The 19,413-nt window shown below is 74.6% G+C and carries 10 protein-coding genes; 7 read left to right on the top strand and 3 right to left on the bottom strand.

Annotated elements, in window-relative coordinates; genetic code table 11:
- Positions 1 to 126 precede the first annotated feature (126 nt).
- Positions 127 to 3,420, bottom strand: coding sequence for an FtsX-like permease family protein (locus tag AB0F18_RS32160; protein WP_362067035.1), 3,294 nt, complete (start codon positions 3,418 to 3,420; stop codon positions 127 to 129).
- 143 nt (positions 3,421 to 3,563) lie between these two features.
- Here AB0F18_RS32160 and AB0F18_RS32155 point away from each other — a divergent pair, with 143 nt between their 5' ends.
- On the top strand, positions 3,564 to 4,301 hold the full coding sequence (locus AB0F18_RS32155; RefSeq protein WP_362067033.1) for an ABC transporter ATP-binding protein: 738 nt from the start codon (positions 3,564 to 3,566) through the stop codon (positions 4,299 to 4,301).
- A gap of 25 nt (positions 4,302 to 4,326) precedes the next feature.
- Here the strand turns inward: AB0F18_RS32155 and AB0F18_RS32150 are convergent, their stop codons facing one another.
- Positions 4,327 to 5,238 (bottom strand): LysR family transcriptional regulator, encoded by a 912-nt coding sequence (locus AB0F18_RS32150; RefSeq protein WP_362067031.1) that lies wholly within the window; start codon positions 5,236 to 5,238, stop codon positions 4,327 to 4,329.
- A gap of 143 nt (positions 5,239 to 5,381) precedes the next feature.
- Between AB0F18_RS32150 and AB0F18_RS32145 the strand changes: the two genes are divergently transcribed.
- A complete protein-coding gene (locus AB0F18_RS32145; protein ID WP_362067029.1) occupies positions 5,382 to 6,587 on the top strand; it encodes an MFS transporter in 1,206 nt (401 codons plus the stop codon).
- Between the two features lie 105 nt (positions 6,588 to 6,692).
- Here AB0F18_RS32145 and AB0F18_RS32140 read toward each other — a convergent pair whose 3' ends face one another.
- Positions 6,693 to 7,484 (bottom strand): alpha/beta hydrolase, encoded by a 792-nt coding sequence (locus AB0F18_RS32140; protein WP_362067027.1) that lies wholly within the window; start codon positions 7,482 to 7,484, stop codon positions 6,693 to 6,695.
- 198 nt (positions 7,485 to 7,682) lie between these two features.
- Here AB0F18_RS32140 and AB0F18_RS32135 point away from each other — a divergent pair, with 198 nt between their 5' ends.
- The 5 genes from AB0F18_RS32135 to AB0F18_RS32115 form a co-directional block, all read left to right on the top strand.
- Complete coding sequence (locus tag AB0F18_RS32135) at positions 7,683 to 14,909, top strand: amino acid adenylation domain-containing protein (protein WP_362067025.1); 7,227 nt, start codon at positions 7,683 to 7,685, stop codon at positions 14,907 to 14,909.
- A 1-nt stretch (position 14,910) separates the two neighbouring features.
- On the top strand, positions 14,911 to 16,092 hold the full coding sequence (locus AB0F18_RS32130; RefSeq protein WP_362067024.1) for an NAD(P)/FAD-dependent oxidoreductase: 1,182 nt from the start codon (positions 14,911 to 14,913) through the stop codon (positions 16,090 to 16,092).
- Positions 16,093 to 16,175: 83 nt separating this feature from the next.
- Entirely contained in the window at positions 16,176 to 17,036 is an 861-nt protein-coding gene (locus AB0F18_RS32125) for an SDR family NAD(P)-dependent oxidoreductase (protein WP_362067036.1), read from the top strand.
- Between the two features lie 357 nt (positions 17,037 to 17,393).
- Complete coding sequence (gene paaN, locus AB0F18_RS32120; protein WP_362067022.1) at positions 17,394 to 19,154, top strand: phenylacetic acid degradation protein PaaN; 1,761 nt, start codon at positions 17,394 to 17,396, stop codon at positions 19,152 to 19,154.
- Positions 19,151 to 19,413: ATP-binding protein (locus AB0F18_RS32115; protein ID WP_362067020.1), on the top strand; the 263-nt coding region annotated here is incomplete at its 3' end. The genes paaN and AB0F18_RS32115, both read left to right, overlap by 4 nt.

The following is a 19,413-nucleotide window of genomic DNA, read 5'->3' as shown; positions in this document are numbered from 1 at the left end:
CCCACGGCGCGGGCCGCGGGGCAGGCCGCCCGGCGGCGGGCCGCGGGGCGGGGTGGGACGGGTCGGGGGCGGAGGGCGGCGGAGTGGTGGCGGAGGACTCCGGGGTCGCGGACGGCGGCGGGGTGGTCACATCTCCTCCACGGGGCGCAGCCGGGCGGCGATGTCGCGGCCCCGGGGGCCGCTGAACGCGGCCGACAGCAGGGGAACGGCCGCGATGGCGGCGGCCGTCAGCAGGGTCTGCCAGAACGGCATGTCCACCCGTACGGGCGGGAACGGCCGGTGCGCGGCCGGTGTCAGCACGACCAGGGGGGCCATGAGGTGGACGAGGGCGACGCCCAGCCCGGCCCCGACCGCGGTCCCGAGGACGATCAGTGCCCCTCCCTCGGCGGCGGCCGCCCGGGCCAGCGACCGGCGTGGGGTGCCGAGGGCGAGCAGGACCGAGAACTCCCGTCCCCGTACGCGTCGTTCGGCGGCGGTGGCGGTCGCGAAGCCGATGGCGGCGAGGACCGCGCAGGCGGCGGCGAGGGCGGCCAGGGCGCTCTGCGGGCCGGCGCTCAGCGGGTCGTCCAGCAGGCCGGCGGTGATCTCCCCGCTGAGCTGGACGCGTTCGGTCCTGACCCCTTCGCGGAGCGCGGCCGCCGCACGGGCCGGGGCCGGATCGGCGGACGAGGCGGCGGGCAGCCACCACTCGGTGGGCGTGCCCGGCTGCTGTCCGGCGGACTCCAGCAGGAACCGGCCGAGGGTGCGCAGGTCGACGGCGAGCGCCGTCCGTCCGGCCACGGGGAGGGCTTCCACGGCGGCGGTGATCCGCAGCGGGACCCTCACCCCGTCGATGGTGACGTGCACCGTATCGCCGGTGGAGGCGCCGATGGACCGCAGGTAGCGGGTGGTGGCGACGGCCGGGACGGTGGTGGCGGGCGGGGTGGCGGGAGTGGGGAACAGCAGGGCGTGGACGCCCCTCTCGGTGCCGAACCCGCCCCAGTAGCGCAGCCGCAGCAGGTCGGTGGAGCCGGCCGTGACCGGCGCCAGGGCGGGGATGCCCGAGGCGCGGGGTTCCGGCGGGGGTGCCAGCTGCCAGCCTCCGGTGCCCGCGCCGGGTCCGGCCGGTGCGGCGACCGTTGCGGCCCCGCCGTCGCGGGTGTCGGAGACGGCGATCCGGCGCAGGGTCAGTTCGGCGCCGTCGCCCGCGGGGCCGCCGTCGCCGGCGTACGAGAGGTGGACGCCGGCCAGCGTCAGCGGGGTGGCGGCCGAGCCGATCGGGGCGTCGGTCAGTGCGTCCAGGGGGAAGCGGAGGGTGCCGTCGCCGCCGGCGGGGAGGGTGGCCTGCGGTGTCGTGTGGGTCGTCCCGAACCGGTCGCGCAGCAGCAGGCTGACGGCGGCCCAGCTGGTACCGGCGGACCGTACGGTGACGTCGAGGTCGATGCGGCGGGGGGAGCCGGGCAGGGCGATACCGGGGGCCTCGGCCGGGGCACCGGCGGCGTTCGGGGCGGGTGCGGCGAGCGGGGCGAACAGCTCCCGCATGCTGCGGCCGCCGCGCAGGTCCGCGCGCAGCGGGACGCGTTCGCCCGCCTTGACGGCGTCCAGGGCGAGGAGGTCGGCGGTGCCCCCGCCCGGCAGCGGCTGGCCCCGGCGGACCACCGGGACCAGCCGGTCCCCGCCCGGCAGGGCCCCGTAGCGTCCGCCCTGCCCCATGGGGGACATGCTGCTGCCGGAGATCCGCAGCCCGCCGGCGGTGGCGAAGTCGGCCTGGTCCCGCTGGGACGCGGACCAGGCGGTGTGCTGGCCGAGGGCCAGGACACCGCTGGAGACGGCGAGGACGAGCAGCAGCACGGGCCCGGTGGCCCGGCCGGGCCGCCGGGCGAGCTGCCAGCCGAACAGGGCCGGGCCCAGGCTCCGGCCGCGGGCCGCCAGCCGCCCCCCGGCCCGGGCGGCGAACGGCAGCAGCCGCAGGACCAGCAGGGTGCCCGCGCACAGGGCGAGGACGGGGGCCGCGACCAGGACGGGGTCCACCCCGAGGCCTCCGTCGGCCGGGGTGGCCCCGTCGGCGTCCCCGTAGTGCGACAACTGCTGGTAGCAGAGGACGGCGAGGACCACCACGGCCAGGTCCAGTCCGGAGCGGGCGGCGCCCGTCACCAGGGCCTGCCTGCTGCCGGCGCGGCGCAGTACGGCGGCCGAGGCGCCGCGCAGGGCGGAGGGCAGGGTGGTGAGCAGGACGCAGGCCAGCGCGCAGCCGGCCGCGACCGGCCAGACCAGCCAGGTGTCCGGGATCTCCAGGTGGACCCGTCCGAGCGGGCCGAACCGGCCGAACAGGCGCAGCAGGGGCGGTGCGAGCAGCGGTGCCAGGACGGCGGCGGGGAGGGCGAGCAGCAGGGACTCGGCCGCGCTCAGCGCGCCGAGGCGGCGGCGGGAGGCGCCGCGCGCGGTGAGCAGGACCCGCTCCGGTTCCTGGCGGGCCGTCATGAGGTGGGAGACGAGGAGCAGGGCGGCGGCCGAGAGGACGGCGAGCTGGAGGGCGCCCACCAGCAGGGTGGAGCGGGCGACCAGCAGTCCGGAGTCCAGCTGGGCGAGGAGTTCGGGCAGTTCGGTGGCGGCCTGGAGCGAGGTGGTGCGCTTGAGCGCGATCGCGGCGGGGTCGGCCGCGGCCCGGACGGCACGGGCCTCGGCGGTGCCGATCGTGCGCAGGTCCGGGGTCAGGAGCGTGCCGCGGTAGTTCTGCAGGATGCCGCCCGCCGTGAAGGCGGTGTCGTCCACCATGAGCGGGCCGTAGGTGGTGAAGCTGCCGACCTGGATCTCCCGGCCGCCGAGCGGGTCGAGCCGCCAGTACCCGGAGTCGGGGTCGGCGGCCCGGTACACGCCGGTGACCAGGACGGTCAGCGGGGGCCCGCCGAACCGGTCGTCCAGCCGGACGGGGGCGGGCAGCGCGGACCCGGCCAGGCCGAGCCGGGCGAGCGCCGTGCGCGGTACGGCCACCTGCAGCGGTTCCGCCGGGGCGCCCGCCGTGGCGGCGGCGACGGGCCGAGGCCAGTCGCCGGCGAGGAGCCGTACGTGCTCCCGGCCGAGCGCGGCGAGCAGGGTCAGGTCCGCGTCGCGGCCCGCGGCGGCGGGGCCGGGGAGTCCGTAGGAGCGGCTGCGGGCCACGCTCTCGGAGGCCACCGGGAGCCGTCCGAACACCTCGCCCGCGAAGGCCCGTACGGACGCGTCGTCCTGGGTGCGCGCCGACGCGGGCAGGCCGCTGGTGACGACGACGGCGGTCCGGGACCGCTCCGGTCCGGTCAGCGCCCGCCGCAGTCCCTCCTCCCCCACGCCCCGGGTGAAGGCCGTCAGCGCGGTCAGCGCGGTGGCGGTGATCAGTACGGTGAGCAGTACGGCGACGGCGAGCGGCCAGCGCCCGCGCAGTCGGCGCACGACGAAGCCGAGCACGTGTGCGGTTCCTCCCCCGTCCGGACCCTCGGTACCGGATAGCGGACGATGTTGTCAGATTCGGTCGATACACGGAAGGGACTTGCGCGATTGGTGGAACAGATGCGCAAATGCGGTCGGAAGTCCGCAGCGGGGGGAGCACAGTGACGGAACGCCAGCATTCGACGACGGTCGCGGTGGCGCAGCACGACGGCACGCCGATCGTGGTGGTGGACGACGTGCGCCACAGCTTCGGCAGCGGCCCCCGGGCCGTACACGCCCTGCGCGGCGTGTCCTTCGAGGTCCGCCGCGGCGAACTCACCGCCCTCAGGGGCCGGTCGGGCTCCGGCAAGACCACCCTGCTGAACCTGGTCGGCGGCCTCGACACCCCCACCGGCGGCCGGATCACCCTCGACGGCACCGACCTGGCCACCCTCGACGAGGCGGGCCTGCTCGCCCTGCGCCGGGACCGGATCGGCTTCGTCTTCCAGTCCTTCGGCCTGATCCCCGTCCTCACCGCGGCCGAGAACGTCGGCGTTCCCATGCGGCTGCGCCGCGTCCCCGCCAAGGAGCGCGAGGAACGCGCCCGGACCCTGCTCGCCCTGGTCGGCCTCGCGGACCACGCCGACCAGCGCCCCGGCGAACTCTCCGGCGGCCAGCAGCAGCGCGTCGCGGTGGCCCGCGCCCTGGCCAACGAACCCGACCTGATCATCGCGGACGAACCCACGGGTCAGCTCGACTCCGAGACCGGCCGCTCCATCATGGAGCTGCTGCGGGCGGTGGTCCGCAGCGAGTCGGTCACCATCCTCGTCGCCACCCACGACCCCAACCTGATCGAACTCGCCGACCGCGTGGTGGAACTGCGCGACGGCCACGTCATCACCCCGGAGCCCGGGCACTGACCGTCCCGCGGGCCCGCGCCGGGCGCTACGCGGCCGACTGTGAGGGACCGGTGGCCTCCGCGAGGGCCTCGGCGAAGGCGGAGGCCTGGGCCGAGGGCCTCAGGCGGTGGCGGATCAGGCCCAGTTCGGAGTCGGGCAGGCCCTCCACGGGGATGAAGGTGAGGGAGTCGCGGCGGCCGTGGTACTCGGCCGTCGAGCGGCACAGCAGCATGGCGCCGCGGTTGGCCGCGGTCAGGCTCAGCCCTTCCTGGAGGGTGTTGACGCCGGGCCCGGCCGGCACGGTCAGGCCGCCCGGGGTCAGGCCCGGCGCCTGGGCGCTGCGCCAGTAGTCCGGGGCGCCCCCGCCGATGCCGATGAGCCGGCAGTCGGCGAGTTCCTCGGCGGACAGCGACTCCCGGGCGGCGAACGGGTGCCGCACCGACACGGCGAGGGTCTGCGGCTGCCGCGAGAAGACCGGCCCCAGGACCACGTCGTCCTCGGCCACCGGCAGCAGGACCACCGCGCAGTCCACCTCCTGGCGGCGCAGCGGCCCGAAGGGGTCGGAGAGCGGGATCTCCACGATGTCGATGGCGCATTCGGGGTAGAGGTCGCCGAAGCGGGCGATGGCCCGGCTGAGGTAGTCGTCGACCGTTCCCTGGAAGCCGATGCGCAGGACCCCGCCCATCCCGCGGGCGGCGGCCCGCGCGTCGTCGACGGTGGCGCGCAGGGCGTCGTACGCGGGGCGCAGGCCGGCGAGGAAGCTCGCGCCGAGCGGGGTCAGTGCCACCCGGCGGCTGGTGCGTTCGACGAGCGGGGCGCCGATGCGGTGTTCCAGCGACCTGAGCAGCTGGCTCACCCGGCTCTGCGAGACGTACAGCCGTTCCCCGGCCCGGCCGAAGTGCAGCTCCTGGGCCAGGACCAGGAAGGCCTCCAGTTCCCGTATCTCCACACCGCTCACGCTGTTCCCTCCATGATGTCCCTTTGTACACGGCTTGTGCACGGCCGGTCCCGGCCCGGCCGTGGTTCATCGAGTAGCCCAGCTCATCGAAGGATGAGGGATCGGCCGTTGTTCCCGCAGGTCGGGGCGGGTTGGCTGAGGGCATGGCACAGACTGAGGAAATTGCGGAGACCACAGGGGGGCCCGAACGGTCCGCGGCACGCGGCTGGATGGGCGTCGCGGCGGTCGCGAGCGCGACGTTCACCGTGGTGACGTCGGAGATGCTGCCGGTGGGCCTGCTGACGCCCATCGGCGACGCGCTGGAGGTGACCGAGGGCACCGCCGGCCTGACCCTGACCATCACCGGGCTGGTGGGCGCGGTGTCGGCACCGCTGCTGACCCCGCTGCTGGGACGGTTCGACCGGCGGACGGTGCTGTGCGCGCTGATGGCGGTGCTGACCGCGGGGAACCTGCTCGCCGCGTGGTCACCGCACTTCGCGGTGATGGTGGCCGCCCGCGTGCTCGTCGGCGTCGGCATGGGCGGGGTCTGGGCGATCGCGGCGGGGCTGGCGGTGCGGCTCGTACCGCCGAAGTCGGTCGGGCCGGCGACCTCGCTCGTCTTCAGCGGGATCGCCGTGGCCTCGGTGCTCGGCGTGCCCGCGGGCACGTACATCGGTGAACTGGCCGACTGGCGGACGGCGTTCGTCACCGTGGGCGTGCTGGCGCTGGTGGTGCTGGTCGCGCTGGCGGCCCTGCTGCCGAGACTCCCCGCCGAACAGGACATGCACCTGGGCGGTGTGCTGCGGCTGTTCGGCAGCCCCCGGGTGCGTACGGGACTGGCCGTGGTGGCCCTGCTGGTCACCGGCCACTTCGCCGCCTACACGTACGTGCGGCCCGTCCTGGAGGAGGTCTCCGGGGCGAGTGCCGGGATGATCGGCACCCTGCTGCTGGTGTACGGACTCGCCGGCGTCGCGGGCAACTTCGCCTCCGGTGCGGGCGCCGGGCGCTCGCCGCGCGGCACCCTGCTGGTGATCAGCGCCGTGCTGGCGGCGACGGTCGCGCTGATGCCGCTGCTCGGCGGCTCCGTGCTGAGCGCCGGGGTGCTGCTCGCGGTGTGGGGGCTGTCGTACGGCGGGGTGTCGGTCAGCACCCAGACCTGGCTGATGGCCTCGGCGCCGCAGGCGCGGGAAGGCGTGTCCGCCCTGTTCGTCGGCGTCTTCAACGGGGCCATCGCCCTGGGCGCCCTGTTGGGCGGGCTGACCGCCGACGGGATCGACGTCACCGCCGTGATGTGGCTGGGCGGCGGCCTGGCCGCGGCCGCCCTCGTGGTGACCGCGCTCGGCAAGTCCCCCGACTCCGCCCGACTTTGAGACCGGGCCCGGCGTCTTCCCCCGGGTCGCGCCGCCCCGTACCGGGGCCGGCGCGGCCGGACGCCGGGCTCACACCACCGGCCGGCCCCGCCCGGGGCCGGCCGGTCAGCCCCCGACGGAGGACAGGAACCCGTCGATCAGCGCGGCCCACTCGGCCGGGCGCTCCGCCGCTATGGCGTGACCGCAGTCGAGGGTCGCGAGCCGGGCCCCCGGGATCCCCTCCGCGAGTTCGCGGGAGTGAACGGGAGTGATGAGGAGGTCGCCCGACGGGGAGACGACCAGGACGGGCACCTCGATCCGGGCCAGATCGGCCCGGACGTCGATCTCGTCGAAGAGCGCGAGCTGTGCGTCGGTACCCGGCGGCATACCGGCGGCGAACAGCTCCAGCTGCTCGCCGACCTCCCCTTCGGAGCGGGCGTCGAGCCAGCTGGTGCCGCCGACGAGCAGGGAGAGGTAGGAGGCCAGGACCCGGCCGTCGCCGCCCGGCGCGCCCAGCGCCCGCCAGGTGTCGACCGCCAGCTTCAGACGTGCGTTGCGCCGGGCGAACCCGGCCGAGAGAACCAGCGCGGTAACGCGTTCGGGATGGCGTACGGCGGCCCGTACGGCCACCGTCGTCCCCATCGAGAATCCGGATATTGCAAAGGAATGCACGCCGGATTGCACAGCGCTTTCCACAATGTGGTCGGCCAGCATGTCGAGCGTCAGGGGAACATCCGGGAGCGGGTTATCCCCGGAGCCCGGATAATCGGGCCCGACCACGGTCCGGCGGGCCGCGAGATTTTCTATGACGGGGCCGAAACTGTCCTCGATGTCACTGCCCGCACCATGCGCGAGCAGCAGTCCAGGGCCGCTTCCCCGCACGAGGACGGATTTCCGGGAAGGAGGTGTGGAGGTCATGAGGGAGATGTTAGCGACCATCTACGGAAATCCTTGAACCAATATCGCGCGGATCACATATTCCCCGGCCGGGCTACTTGAACGGGTAGTCCGCGTCTACTCATACGAGTAGTGGTGGACCGGATTGCGGGAAACGTAGGCTCCTGAGCATCGGACGGCGAAAAACATCCGGCTGTCCGAATTAGCGAAGGAAGGCCGATGCCCGCTATACGCCAGCTCCCCCTGTCCGCCTATCAGCAGGACATCTGGGTCGCCGAGTCCACCGCGCCGGGTGACCCCCAGTTCAACGTGGTCCTGCACGAGCGGTTGGCCGGCGAGGCCGACGCGGACCGCTTGCAGGAGGCCCTCGAAGGCGCCCTGCGCTCCCACGACGCGTTCTCGCTGCGCTTCGACGAACACGAGGGGACCCCCTGCCAGTGGGTCGCCGCGGCCGACGGCGAGGAGGCGGCCGACCCCTGGGTCACGTACGTCGACCTGTCCGGCGAGGCCGATCCCGCGGCGGCCTGCACCGCCTGGCGGGAGGACTCCCTCACCCGGCCCTTCACCCTGCGGCGTTCGCGACTGTTCACGGCCGCGATCCTGCGCGAGAGCGCCTCGGTCGTCCATGTGCACCTCAACGCCCACCACCTGATCGCCGACGCCTGGGCGCTCAACCGGGTCAGCCTCGACCTGTGGGAGCGCTACTCCGTCCTGACCGGCCGCGCGGCTCCCGTGGCCGCTTCCACGTCGGGCCGCCCGGTCGCCTCCCTCGTGGAGGCCGAGGCCGCCTACCGCGGGTCCGCCGCCTTCGAGGAGGACCGGGCCTTCTTCCGCGAGACGCTGGCGGGCGTCCAGCCCGCCCTGTTCACCCGAGCCACCGTGGCACCCGTCGGCGGGCAGCGCCGGGCCCGGCACACCTTCACCGTCGACGCCGGTCTGGTCCGGCGCATCCGGGACGCCGGCGGCTCCCCGTTCGCGTACCTGGCGGCCACCTTCGCCGCCTACTTCAGCCGCGTGCACCGCACGGAGGAACTCGTCCTCGGCGTCCCGTTCCGCAACCGCCACACGGACGCCGAGCTCGACGCGGTCGGCCAGCTCGCCAACAACCTGCCGCTGCGCGTGCCGGTCGGCCCGGAGACCACCCTGCCCGGGCTGGCGGCGGCCGTCCGGCGCGGCACGGACGCGCTGCGCGGCCACGAGCGGCTGTCCCTCGGCGACGTGCTGCGGGACCTCCCGGCCGCCGGCGCCGGCTCCCGCCGCCTGTTCGACATCACCCTGTCCTACCTGCGCCACCCCCGCCCCGCCCCGCTGCCGGGCACGGCGCTGGACTCCGTCGTCCTGGCACCCGTGCACCACCAGGACGCCCTGGCGGTGATGGTCCACGCCTTCGAGGACGACGCGGAGCTGCGGGTCGACCTCGACTACGCCGTGGACGTGTTCGACGAGGACCACCCCGTCACCGCCGTCGCGGGACACCTGCTGCGGCTGCTCACCGCCGGACTGGCCGAACCGGACCGGCCCGCGGTGACCCTGCCGGTCCTCGACGAGGCCGAGCACAAGGAGCTGACCCGGCTGTGGCAGGGGCCCGACACCCCCTACGCCCACGACCGGACCGTCCACTCCCTGATCACCGAGCAGGCCGCCCGGACGCCCGGCCGCACCGCCGTCACCGCCGCCGACGGCACCCCGTCGCTGACGTACGCGGAGCTCGACGCCCGCTCCAACCAGGTGGCGCACGCCCTGCGCCGGCGGGGCGTGGGCGCCGGGGACCGGGTGGCCGTCCTCATGGACCGCTCCCCGCTGCTGATCGTCGCCCTGCTCGGCGTGCTCAAGTCCGGCGGCGCCTACGTCCCCGTCGACCCCGGCTACCCGGCCGAGCGGATCGCCTTCCTGCTCCAGGACAGCCGCGCCAAGGCCGTCCTCGCCGACGACGCCGGCCGGGCCGGGGACCTGTCGGTGCCGGTCCTCGCCACCGCGGAGCTGCTGACCGGGCCGGACGGGCCGGTGGCGGAGCAGGCCGGCCCGCGCGACCTCGCCTACGTGATCTACACCTCGGGCTCCACCGGGCGCCCCAAGGGCGTGATGGTCGAGCACCACTCGGTGGTCAACCGGCTGGCCTGGATGCAGAACGCCTACCCGGTCGGCGAGCACGACGTGCTGCTCCAGAAGACCCCCATCTCCTTCGACGTCTCCGTCTGGGAGCTGTTCTGGTGGGCGATCGAGGGCGCCGGCCTGGCCCTGCTGCCCGTGGGCGGCCAGCGCGACCCGCGGGGCATCCTGCGCACCATCGCCCAACAGCGCGTCACCACCCTGCACTTCGTCCCCTCGATGCTCGGCCCGTTCCTGGACCTGCTGGAGGACGAACCGGAGCTGCGCGCCGAAGCCGGCTCCCTGCGCCAGGTGTTCTGCAGCGGCGAGGCCCTGCCCGCGGCGCGCGTCGAGCAGTTCAACCGGGTCTTCGCCGGCCGCGGCGCGGACGCGCCCCGCCTGGTCAACCTGTACGGCCCGACCGAGGCCACCGTCGACGTCTCCTTCTACGACTGCCCCGCCGGCGAGGGCCCGGTCCGCCGCGTCCCCATCGGCCGGCCCATCGACAACACCCGGCTGTACGTGCTCGACGCGCACGGCGGCCTCCAGCCCGCCGGGGTCCCCGGGGAGCTGTGCATCGGCGGCGTCGGCGTGGCCCGCGGCTATCTGGAGCGGCCCGAGCTGACGGCGGAGAAGTTCACCGAGGACCCCTTCGTCCCCGGCGGACGGCTCTACCGCACCGGCGACCTCGCCCGATGGCTGGCCGACGGCACGCTGGAGTACCTCGGCCGCATCGACGGCCAGGTCAAGATCCGCGGCAACCGGGTGGAACTGGGCGAGGTCCAGAACCGGCTCGCCTCCGTGCCCGGCGTGCGCGACGCCGTGGTGGTCGACCACCAGTCGGGCGACCGCGGCCTCGTCCTGGTCGGCTACTACGTCGCCGACACCGAGCTCGGCGCATCCCAGCTGCGCTCCGAACTGGCCGCCGTACTGCCCGAGTTCATGGTCCCGGCGCACTTCATCCGGATCGACGCCGTCCCCCTCACCCCGAACGGCAAGGCCGACCGCCGCGCCCTGCCCGCCCCCTCGGTGACCTCCGGCCGGGGGTACACGGCCCCGCGCGACGCCACCGAGGAGACCCTCGCCGCGATCTGGGCCGAGGTGCTCGGGGCCGACCGGGTCGGCGTCCACGACGACTACTTCGCACTCGGCGGGGACTCCATCACCATGCTGCGCATCCGCTCCCGGGCGGAGCGGGCCGGCATCGTCTTCTCCCTCACGGACCTGGTGCAGCAGCCGACCGTCGCCCAGCTGGCGGCCCTCGCCACCGGGGACGCCGCCCCCGCGCCCGAGGCCGTGCTCCCCCCGTTCGCGCTGGTCTCCGGCGTGGACCGGGCCCGCCTGGAGGGCCGGGCCGACGCGTACCCGCTGACCCGTCTCCAGCTCGGGCTGCTCTACCACAGCCGGGCCGAACAGGACTCGGCCGTCTACCGCGACGTCTTCCAGTACAGCGTGACGGCCGCGTGGGACGAGGAGGGCTTCCGGCGGGCGTTCGAGCGGCTGGTCGAGCGCCACCCCGTGCTGCGCTCCTCCTTCGACCTGGGCTCGTTCTCCGAACCGCTGCAGATCGTGGACCACCGCGTGACCGGCGGGTTCGACGTCGTCGACCTGCGCGGCCGGGAAGAGGCCGAGGCACTGGCCGAGATCGGTGCGCACGTCGAGGAACGGCGCCACCACCGCTACGTGTTCGAGCGGGCGCCGCTGTACCACCTGCGCGCCCACGTCCGCCCGGACACCCTCGAACTGGTGCTGAGCTTCCACCACGCGATCCTCGACGGCGGCAGCGTCGCCACCCTGGTCGCCGAGCTGCTCCAGGACTACCTGCACGGCCTGGGCCACCCCGTCGAGCCCGTAGCGGAAACGGTCCTGCCGTCCGCCGCGCACCATGTGCGGGCCGAGCGCGAGGCCCTGGAGTCGGAACGGACCCGGGCCTTCTGGCGGGAGCGGCTGCGCGACGCGCCGCTGCTGCGGCTGGAGCCGTTCCGCGGCCACGAGGCGCCCGGCCCGGACACGCAGATCACCCGGATCGTGGACCTGCCGGCCGGCCTCACCTCGCAGGTGAACCTGTTCGCCCGGGAGCGTGCCCTGCCCGTGAAGTCGGTGCTGTTCGCGGCGCACTGCCTGACCCTGGGGCTGTTCTCCGGCTCCGACGACATCACCACCGGCCTGGTCACCCACGGGCGGCCCGAGCTGGAGGGCGGCGACCGGATCGCCGGCCTCTTCCTCAACACGATGCCCGTACGGCTGGGCATCGCCGCCGACAGCTGGGCGGACGTGGTCCGCGCCGCGTTCCGGCAGGAGCAGCAGAGCCACGCCCACCGCCGGTACCCGCTGAGCGCGATCCAGGAGGACCGGGGCGCCACCGTCCTGGAGACCGCCTTCAACTACATCCACTTCCGCCAGCTGGCCACGGTGTTCGAGCTGCCCGGGGTCCGGCTGCTGGACTTCCGCACCTGGGAGGAGACCAACTTCCAGCTGCTCGTCAACGCCATGACGGACCCGGTGGACGGCTCCGTGCGGCTGCGGCTGGACCACCACGGGCTGACGTTCACCCCGGCCCAGGCCGACCTGTACGCCGAGCGGTTCACCGCGATCCTGGACCGCCTCGTCCACCACCCCGACGAGACACCGGACTTCGGCTTCCTGGCCCCCGCGGCGGAACCCGCCGCGGAAGGGCGGACGGGGACCGCCGCCGCGCCGCCGGACGTCGTACGGGCCGTGGCCGCGCAGGCCGCACGGACCCCCGGGGCCACGGCGCTGGTCTTCGGCGACCGCCGCTGGAGCTATGCCGAACTGGACCGGGCCGCCGACCGGGTGGCCCGCGAACTGCTCGCGCTGGGCTCCCGGACCGGTGACCGGATCGGCATCGCCATGGACCGCTCCCCGGAGACCGTCGCCGTGATCCTCGGGGTGATGAAGGCCGGCGCCGCGACCGTGCCGCTGGACGTGAGCTATCCGGTGGACCGGCTGACCTCGATGATCAAGCAGGCCCGTCCGTTCCGGGTCGTCACCGGCGCCGCGCACCGCTCGGTCGTGGACGTCCCGGGGCTGGTCCTGCCCGCCGAGGACCTGTTCGGCGACGAGGAAGGGCGGCCCCACCTGCCGCGCATCCCGGCGGAGGTGACCGAGGACATCACACCCGACTCCATCGCCTACGTCCTGTTCACGTCCGGTTCCACCGGAGCGCCCAAGGGCGTGGCGATGCCGCACCGTTCGCTGGCCCAGCTGGTCGCCTGGCAGAACTCCGTCCCCAGCGGGGTGGCCGGCGGGGTCACCGCGCAGTACGCGCCGCTGAGCTTCGACGTGTCGTTCCAGGAGATCTTCTCCACGCTCGCGGGCGGCGGAACCCTGCTGCTGCTCTCCGAGGAGGAGCGCCGCGACATGCCCGCCCTGCTGCGGCTGCTCGACCGGGCCGGGGTCGAGCGCCTGTACCTGCCGTACGTCGCGCTCCAGCAGCTCGCCGAGGCCTCCGACGCGCTCGGCCTGGTCCCGCGCTCCCTGCGGGCCCTGCTCTCCTCCGGCGAACAGCTGCGCGTCACCGACGAGATCCGGCGGCTGTGCGCGGCCCTGCCGGGGGTGCTGCTGGAGAACCAGTACGGGCCGACCGAGTCGCACGTGGTGACCACGTACACGATGACGGGCGACCCGGCCGCGTTCCCGGCGCTGCCGCCGATCGGGCGGGCCATCACGGGTTCGCGGGTGCACGTCCTGGACTCCCGGATGCGTCCGGTGCCGGCCGGGGTGCGCGGCGAGCTGTACCTGGCGGGCGCCTGCCTGGCGGAGGGCTACGTCGGCCGCCAGGACCTGACCGACGAGCGGTTCGTCCCGCACCCCTCCCCCGCGGCCGCGGCGGCGGGGGAGCTCCTGTACCGCACCGGCGACCTCGGCTTCGTCCTGCCGGACGGGAACGTGGTGTGCCTGGGCCGGGCGGACGCGCAGGTCAAGGTGCGCGGCTACCGGGTGGAGCCGGCCGAGGTGGAGCTGGCCATCACCCGCTTCGCCGCGGGCCACCCGGGGATCGCGGAGGCCGCCGTCGTGGCCCGCCGCCGGGAGGGCAACGACTCCTTCCTCGCGGCCTTCCTGACCGGCGACCCGGACGGGGCGGACCTGGCGCTGCTGCGCAAGCAGCTGCGGACGGTGCTGCCCGAGTACATGATGCCCTCGCACTTCGAGTGGGTGGCGGCCCTGCCGCTGACCCCGAGCGGCAAGCGGGACGACGCCGCCCTGCGGGCGGCCCCGCTGTCCGCCGCGGGCGGCGGGGACACCGCGGCCGCGCCGCGCGACGCGTACGAGCAGACCCTGGTGGAGCTCGTGGGCGACCTGCTCCAGCTGACCGGGCTGGGGGTGCACGACAACATCTTCGACCTCGGGGCGACCTCGCTCACCGCGATGCGCCTGGTGGTCCAGATCGAGCAGCGCTACGGGATCAGCGTCCCGCTGTCCGAGTTCGTCTCGGCGCCCACCGTGGCCGAGCTGGCGGGGCGGCTGCGTGCGGGCGGGGCGACGACGGCCTTCGATCCGCTGGTGCCGATCCGCCCGGCCGGGTCCAAGCGCCCGGTGTTCTTCGTCCACCCCATGGGCGGCAACGTGCTCTGCTACCTCCGCTTCGCCAAGTATCTGGAGGAGGACCGGCCGTTCTACGCCCTCCAGGCCGCGGGCGGCGATCCGGGCACCGAGCCGCTGCGCAGCGTGGAGGAGATCGCGGCGAGCTACGTCGAGGCCATGCGCCGGGTGCAGCCGAGCGGTCCGTACGTCATCGGCGGCTGGTCCTTCGGCGGGTTCGTGGCCTTCGAAATGGCCCGGCAGCTGCGGGCCGCCGGGGAGGGGATCGCCCGGCTCGTCCTGCTGGACACCACCGCCCTCAACCCGGGCCGGCGGCTGACCACCGGCGACGAGGCCCTGCTGGGCTGGTTCTTCTGGGAGCTGCTGTGGCTGCGCCGCGGCGGGGACTCGCCACTGGAGCTGATCCCGGCCGAACTGACCACGCTGGACGAGAAGTTCGACTTCATCGCCCGGCTGGCCATCGACGAGGGCGTCCTGCCCGCGGGGAGCGGCGGGGCCGTCGTGCGGCGCCTGTTCCACGTGTACGAGGCCAACTGGAAGGCGGCGTTCGCCTACCGGCCCGAGGTCGTCGACCAGGACATGGTCCTCATCCACGCGTCCGAGCCGCTGCCGGACGTACTCAACTCCATGCACACGGCGATCGAGAGCATGCACGCCGACCCCAGCAACGGCTGGCGGGAGCGCACCAGCGGCACGCTCGACGTCGTGGACGTACCCGGCGACCACCTCACGATCATGGAGGAGCCGCACGTGGCCCACATGGTCCGGGTCGTCACCGAACTGATCGGACAGTGAGATGACGAAGCAGACAGACCGCAGGAAGGCCCTGGTCCTCGGGGCGGGCATCGGCGGCCTCACCGCCGCGATCGCCCTGCGCGAGGCGGGCCTGGACGTGGAGGTCCACGAGCGGGCGGGCGAGCTGCGGGCCGCGGGCTCGGGCCTGTCCGTCATGAGCAACGCCGTCGGGGCGCTGAACTCGCTGGGCGTCGGCATCGACCTGGAGAAGCGCGGGGAGGCCCTGCGCTCCTACCACGTGAAGACGGCCACGGGCCGGCTGATCCGGGAGTTCCCGTTCCCGGAGATCATCGGCCGGCTGGGCGTGCCGAGCGTCCTCATCACCCGGGCCGACCTCCAGCAGTCGCTGCTGGAGGCCGCCGAGGGCATCCCGATCCGGCTGGGCGCGGCCGCGACCGGCTTCGAGACCGACGGTGTGCCGGGCGGCGGGGTACGGCTCTCCTTCGACGACGGCAGCACCGCCGAGGGGGACGTGCTGATCGGCGCCGACGGCTTCCACTCCGTCGTGCGCAGGCAGCTGGTGGGGCCGGAGGACTCGCAGGACAGCGGCTACGTCTGCTGGCTGGCGGTCGTACCGTTCTCGCACCCCCGGTTCACACCGGGCTCGGTCACCCACTTCTGGGGCAGCGGCAAGCGCTTCGGCCTCGTGGACATGGGCGGCGGGCGGCTGTACTGGTGGGGGACGAAGAACATGCCCGCCGAGCTCTCGCGGGACTGGAAGGGCGGCAAGGCGGAGATCCTGCACTGCTACGAGGGCTGGGCCGACGAGGTGCGCCAGGCCGTCATCGCCACTCCCGAGGAGTCGATCATCGCGGTGCCCTCGCGGGACCGCGCCTTCCTGGAGCGGTGGGGCCGGGGCCCGGTGACCCTGCTGGGCGACGCCGCGCACCCGATGCTGACCAGCCTCGGCCAGGGCTCGGGCATGGCCATCGAGGACGCCGTGGTCCTCGGCCGGGCGCTGCGCGGTGCGAGCGACCTGCCGCGCGCCCTGCGCCGGTACGAGGACGAGCGGCGCGAGCGGACCCGGGGCATGGTCGCCGCCTCGCGCGGCATCAGCACCTTCGAGCAGTCCGAGGACCCCATCCGGCGGCCGGTGCGGGACGCCTACTTCCGGTTCATGCCGGAACGCCGGCTCACCCGCACGCTGGAGGACGCCCTCACCTTCCCGGCGGTGGCCGGATGACCGCCCCCGGATCTCCGGGCTCCCCCGGCTCCGCCGGCTCCCCGAGGAGGAAGTTCGTGCCGTCCGTCCCGCAGCGCCCCGCCATGTCCCCGCGCGGCCGGTCCGTCCTGGTCACCGGGGCCTCCTCCGGCCTCGGCCGGGTCTGCGCGCTCCAGCTCGCCGACGCGGGGTTCCGGGTCTTCGCCGGGGTCCGCAGGGAGGCCGACGGGACCGCCCTCGCCGAGGCCGCCGGCGGCTCCGGCCGGATCGTGCCCGTGGCGGTGGACGTGACCGACGAGAAGTCGGTGGCCGCGGCGGCCGAACGGGTCACGGCCGAGGTCGGCGAGGCGGGTCTGTGGGGGCTCGTGAACAACGCCGGGATCTGCGTGTCGGCGCCGCTTGAGTGCGTGTCGCCGGACCGGCTGCGCGCGCAGCTGGACACCAACGTGGTGGGGCAGCTGGCCGTCACCCAGGCGTTCCTGCCGCTGCTGCGGCGCACCCGCGGCCGGGTGGTCAACGTGACCTCGGGCCTGGGCAGTGTGGCGATCCCCTTCCTCGGGGCGTACGCGGCGGCCCAGTTCGCCAAGGAGGCGCTGACCGACGTCCTGCGCCGCGAGCTGGCCCCGCAGGGGGTGGACGTCGCCCTGGTGCAGCCGGGGGCCATCATGACGCCGATCTGGGGCAAGGTCTCCGAGGTGGCGCGGGCCTCGATGGACGGTGTTCCGGAAGCGGTGGCCGAGTTGTACCGGGTCCCCTTCGGCCGTTTCCTGCACCAGAACGAGAAGCAGGCGCGGGAGAGCACCACCCGGCCGGAGGACTTCGCGCGGACGGTACGGGTGGCCCTCACGGCCCGGCGGCCCCGGACCCGCTACCGGGTCGGGCCGGACGCCCGCAGGGTGAGCGTGCTCGCCCGGGTGCTGCCCGACGCGGCGCTCGACCGGTACCTGCGGCCGATCACCGAGTAGAACCCGCCAGTCGGTACGCCCGCCGGGGAGGGCCGAGCGACGCTATCGAGCCACCGCACGGCCGATAGCAGTGAGTTGTGGCGCAATATGGCCATCATCACGTTTTGTTCTCCCCTCCTCGGCGGGCGGCCCAAAGGGCCTCGTCCGACCGGTGGTTCGGGTTCCGCCAGAGCCCCGACCCCACACCGGACGCGTCAATTCCGCCCCAGGGCCGTGTGAACGGCCCGTCAATTCCCACCGTGACCAGACTCCGACGTGGGTCCGAAAGTGCCGATTTACCGTGATCGTCAGGAGTTTCCACGTTCCACGGTTCGTCCTCGGACCGACCCCCCCACCCGTTCGACAAGGATGTGGACCATGGCGCACACCCTGCCGCCGCCCGTTCCCGGAACCCACGCCGACCACGCCGAACCGGCCCGTCCCTCCCCCCGCCACGCCGACACCCTGGAGCGGGCCCGCCAGACCCTCCGCACCCGCGCGCACTGGTCCCCGTACTCCGAGGACCCGGAGGACCCGCGCTCCTACGGCCCGGGCGCACGGGAGGCCGGCGAGGCCGCGTTCCGCGCGCTCCTCGGCCGGGAGTTCGCCCTCGGCCAGCCCGGCCGCGACGGTACCGTGGGCCCCGCCCCGGAGACGGGCGGCGAACGCTCCCCGTACGGGGGCCTGCTGGAGGTCTCCTACCCCCACTGCGACCCCGACGTCCTGCTGCCCGCCATGCGGGCCGCCCTGCCGGCCTGGCGCGACGCCGGCCCCCGGACACGGGCGGAGGTGTGCGCCGAGATCCTGCACCGCATCAACGCCCGCAGCTCCGAGTTCGCCCACGCGGCCGTGCACACCAGCGGCCACAACTTCCTGATGGCGTTCCACGCCGGGGCGGTGCACGCCCAGGACCGCGGTCTGGAGGCGGTGGCCCGCGCCCTGGAGGAGCAGACCCGGATGCCCGCCTCCGCGCTCTGGCGCAAGCCGACGGGCGACGGCCGGACCCTGAGCATCGCCAAGACCTTCACGGCGGTGCCCCGCGGCATCTCGCTGGTCATCGCCAACAGCGTCTTCCCCGCCTGGAACGGCTACCCGGCCCTCTTCGCCTCCCTGGCCACCGGCAACCCCGTCCTGGTCAAACCGCATCCGGCGGCCGTCCTGCCGCTGGCACTCACCGTCCGCATCGCCCGCGAGGTGCTCACCGAAGCCGGCTTCCCGGCCGACCTGGTGTGCCTGGCCGCCGAACACCCCGGTGAGGGGCTGGCCCGGCGGCTGGCCGTCCGGCCGGAGGTGCGCCTCGTCGACTACGCGGGCACCACCGCCTTCGGGACCTGGCTGGAGGACAACGCGCGGCAGGCACGCGTGTTCACCTCCGTGTCCGCGGTCAACAGCGTGCTCGTCGAGTCGACCGCCGACTACCGCGACATGCTCGCCAACCTCGCCTTCTCCGTCTCCCTCTACAGCGGGCAGCTGTGCACCAGCCCGCAGAACCTGCTGATCCCCCGGGAGGGGATCGGCACCGACGAGGGGCACCGCTCCTTCGCCGAGGTCGTCGCCGACCTGGGCGGCGCCCTCGCCGAACTGCTGGACGACGACGCGCGGGCGTGCGGGATCCTGGGCGCGCTGCTCGGGCCCGCGGTCCGGGACCGGGTCGAGCGGGTCGCCGCCGGAGCGGCCGGGCCCGTGGCCGTGCCCTCCCGCTCGGTGCGCGACCCCCGCCACCCGGAGGCGGTCGTACGGACCCCGGCCGTGGTGACCCTCGACGCGGGCCGGGAGGCCGACCGGGCCGTGCTGCTGTCCGAGTGGCAGGGCCCGGTGGTCTTCGCGGTGGCGGTGGACTCCGCCGCGGCCGGGGTGGAGCTCGTCGCCCGCACCACCCGCGAGTGCGGCGCGCTCTCCGTCGGCCTCTACTCCACCTCGCCGCAGGTGGAGGCGGCGATGGAACGGGCCTGCGCCGAGGCCGGGGTGATGCTCTCGGCCAACCTGATGGGCGACTGGTACATCTCCCAGTCGGCCGTCTACTCCGATCTGCACGGCACGGGCATGAACCCGTCGGGGAACGCGGTGTACTGCGACCCCGCGTTCGTGACCGCACGCTTCCACACCGTCGGCGTGCGCCGCTACGGCGGTTCGATATGAACGGCACCCTCACCGACCTGCCGCTGCGCGGCCGCGAGCGGGAGATGCGGACCGTCCGCGAGTTCCTGGAGTACGGCCGCCGCGCCGGGCGCGCCCTGCTGACGGTCGAGGGGATGCCGGGCATCGGCAAGACCCGGCTGCTGCGGGAGGCCGCCGCCCTCGCCGAGGGTCTGGGTTACGTCCGCCACCACCCCGACCCGTGGACGGACCGGCCGCCGGGGCGCCGCCGCGGCGTCGCGGCCGGGCACGCCCGGGGCCG

This window comes from Streptomyces sp. NPDC029216 (genome assembly GCF_040648015.1).
Classification (GTDB): domain Bacteria; phylum Actinomycetota; class Actinomycetes; order Streptomycetales; family Streptomycetaceae; genus Streptomyces.
The sequence above is the reverse complement of the archived record's forward strand: the minus strand, read 5'-3'. Positions and strand labels throughout refer to the sequence as shown.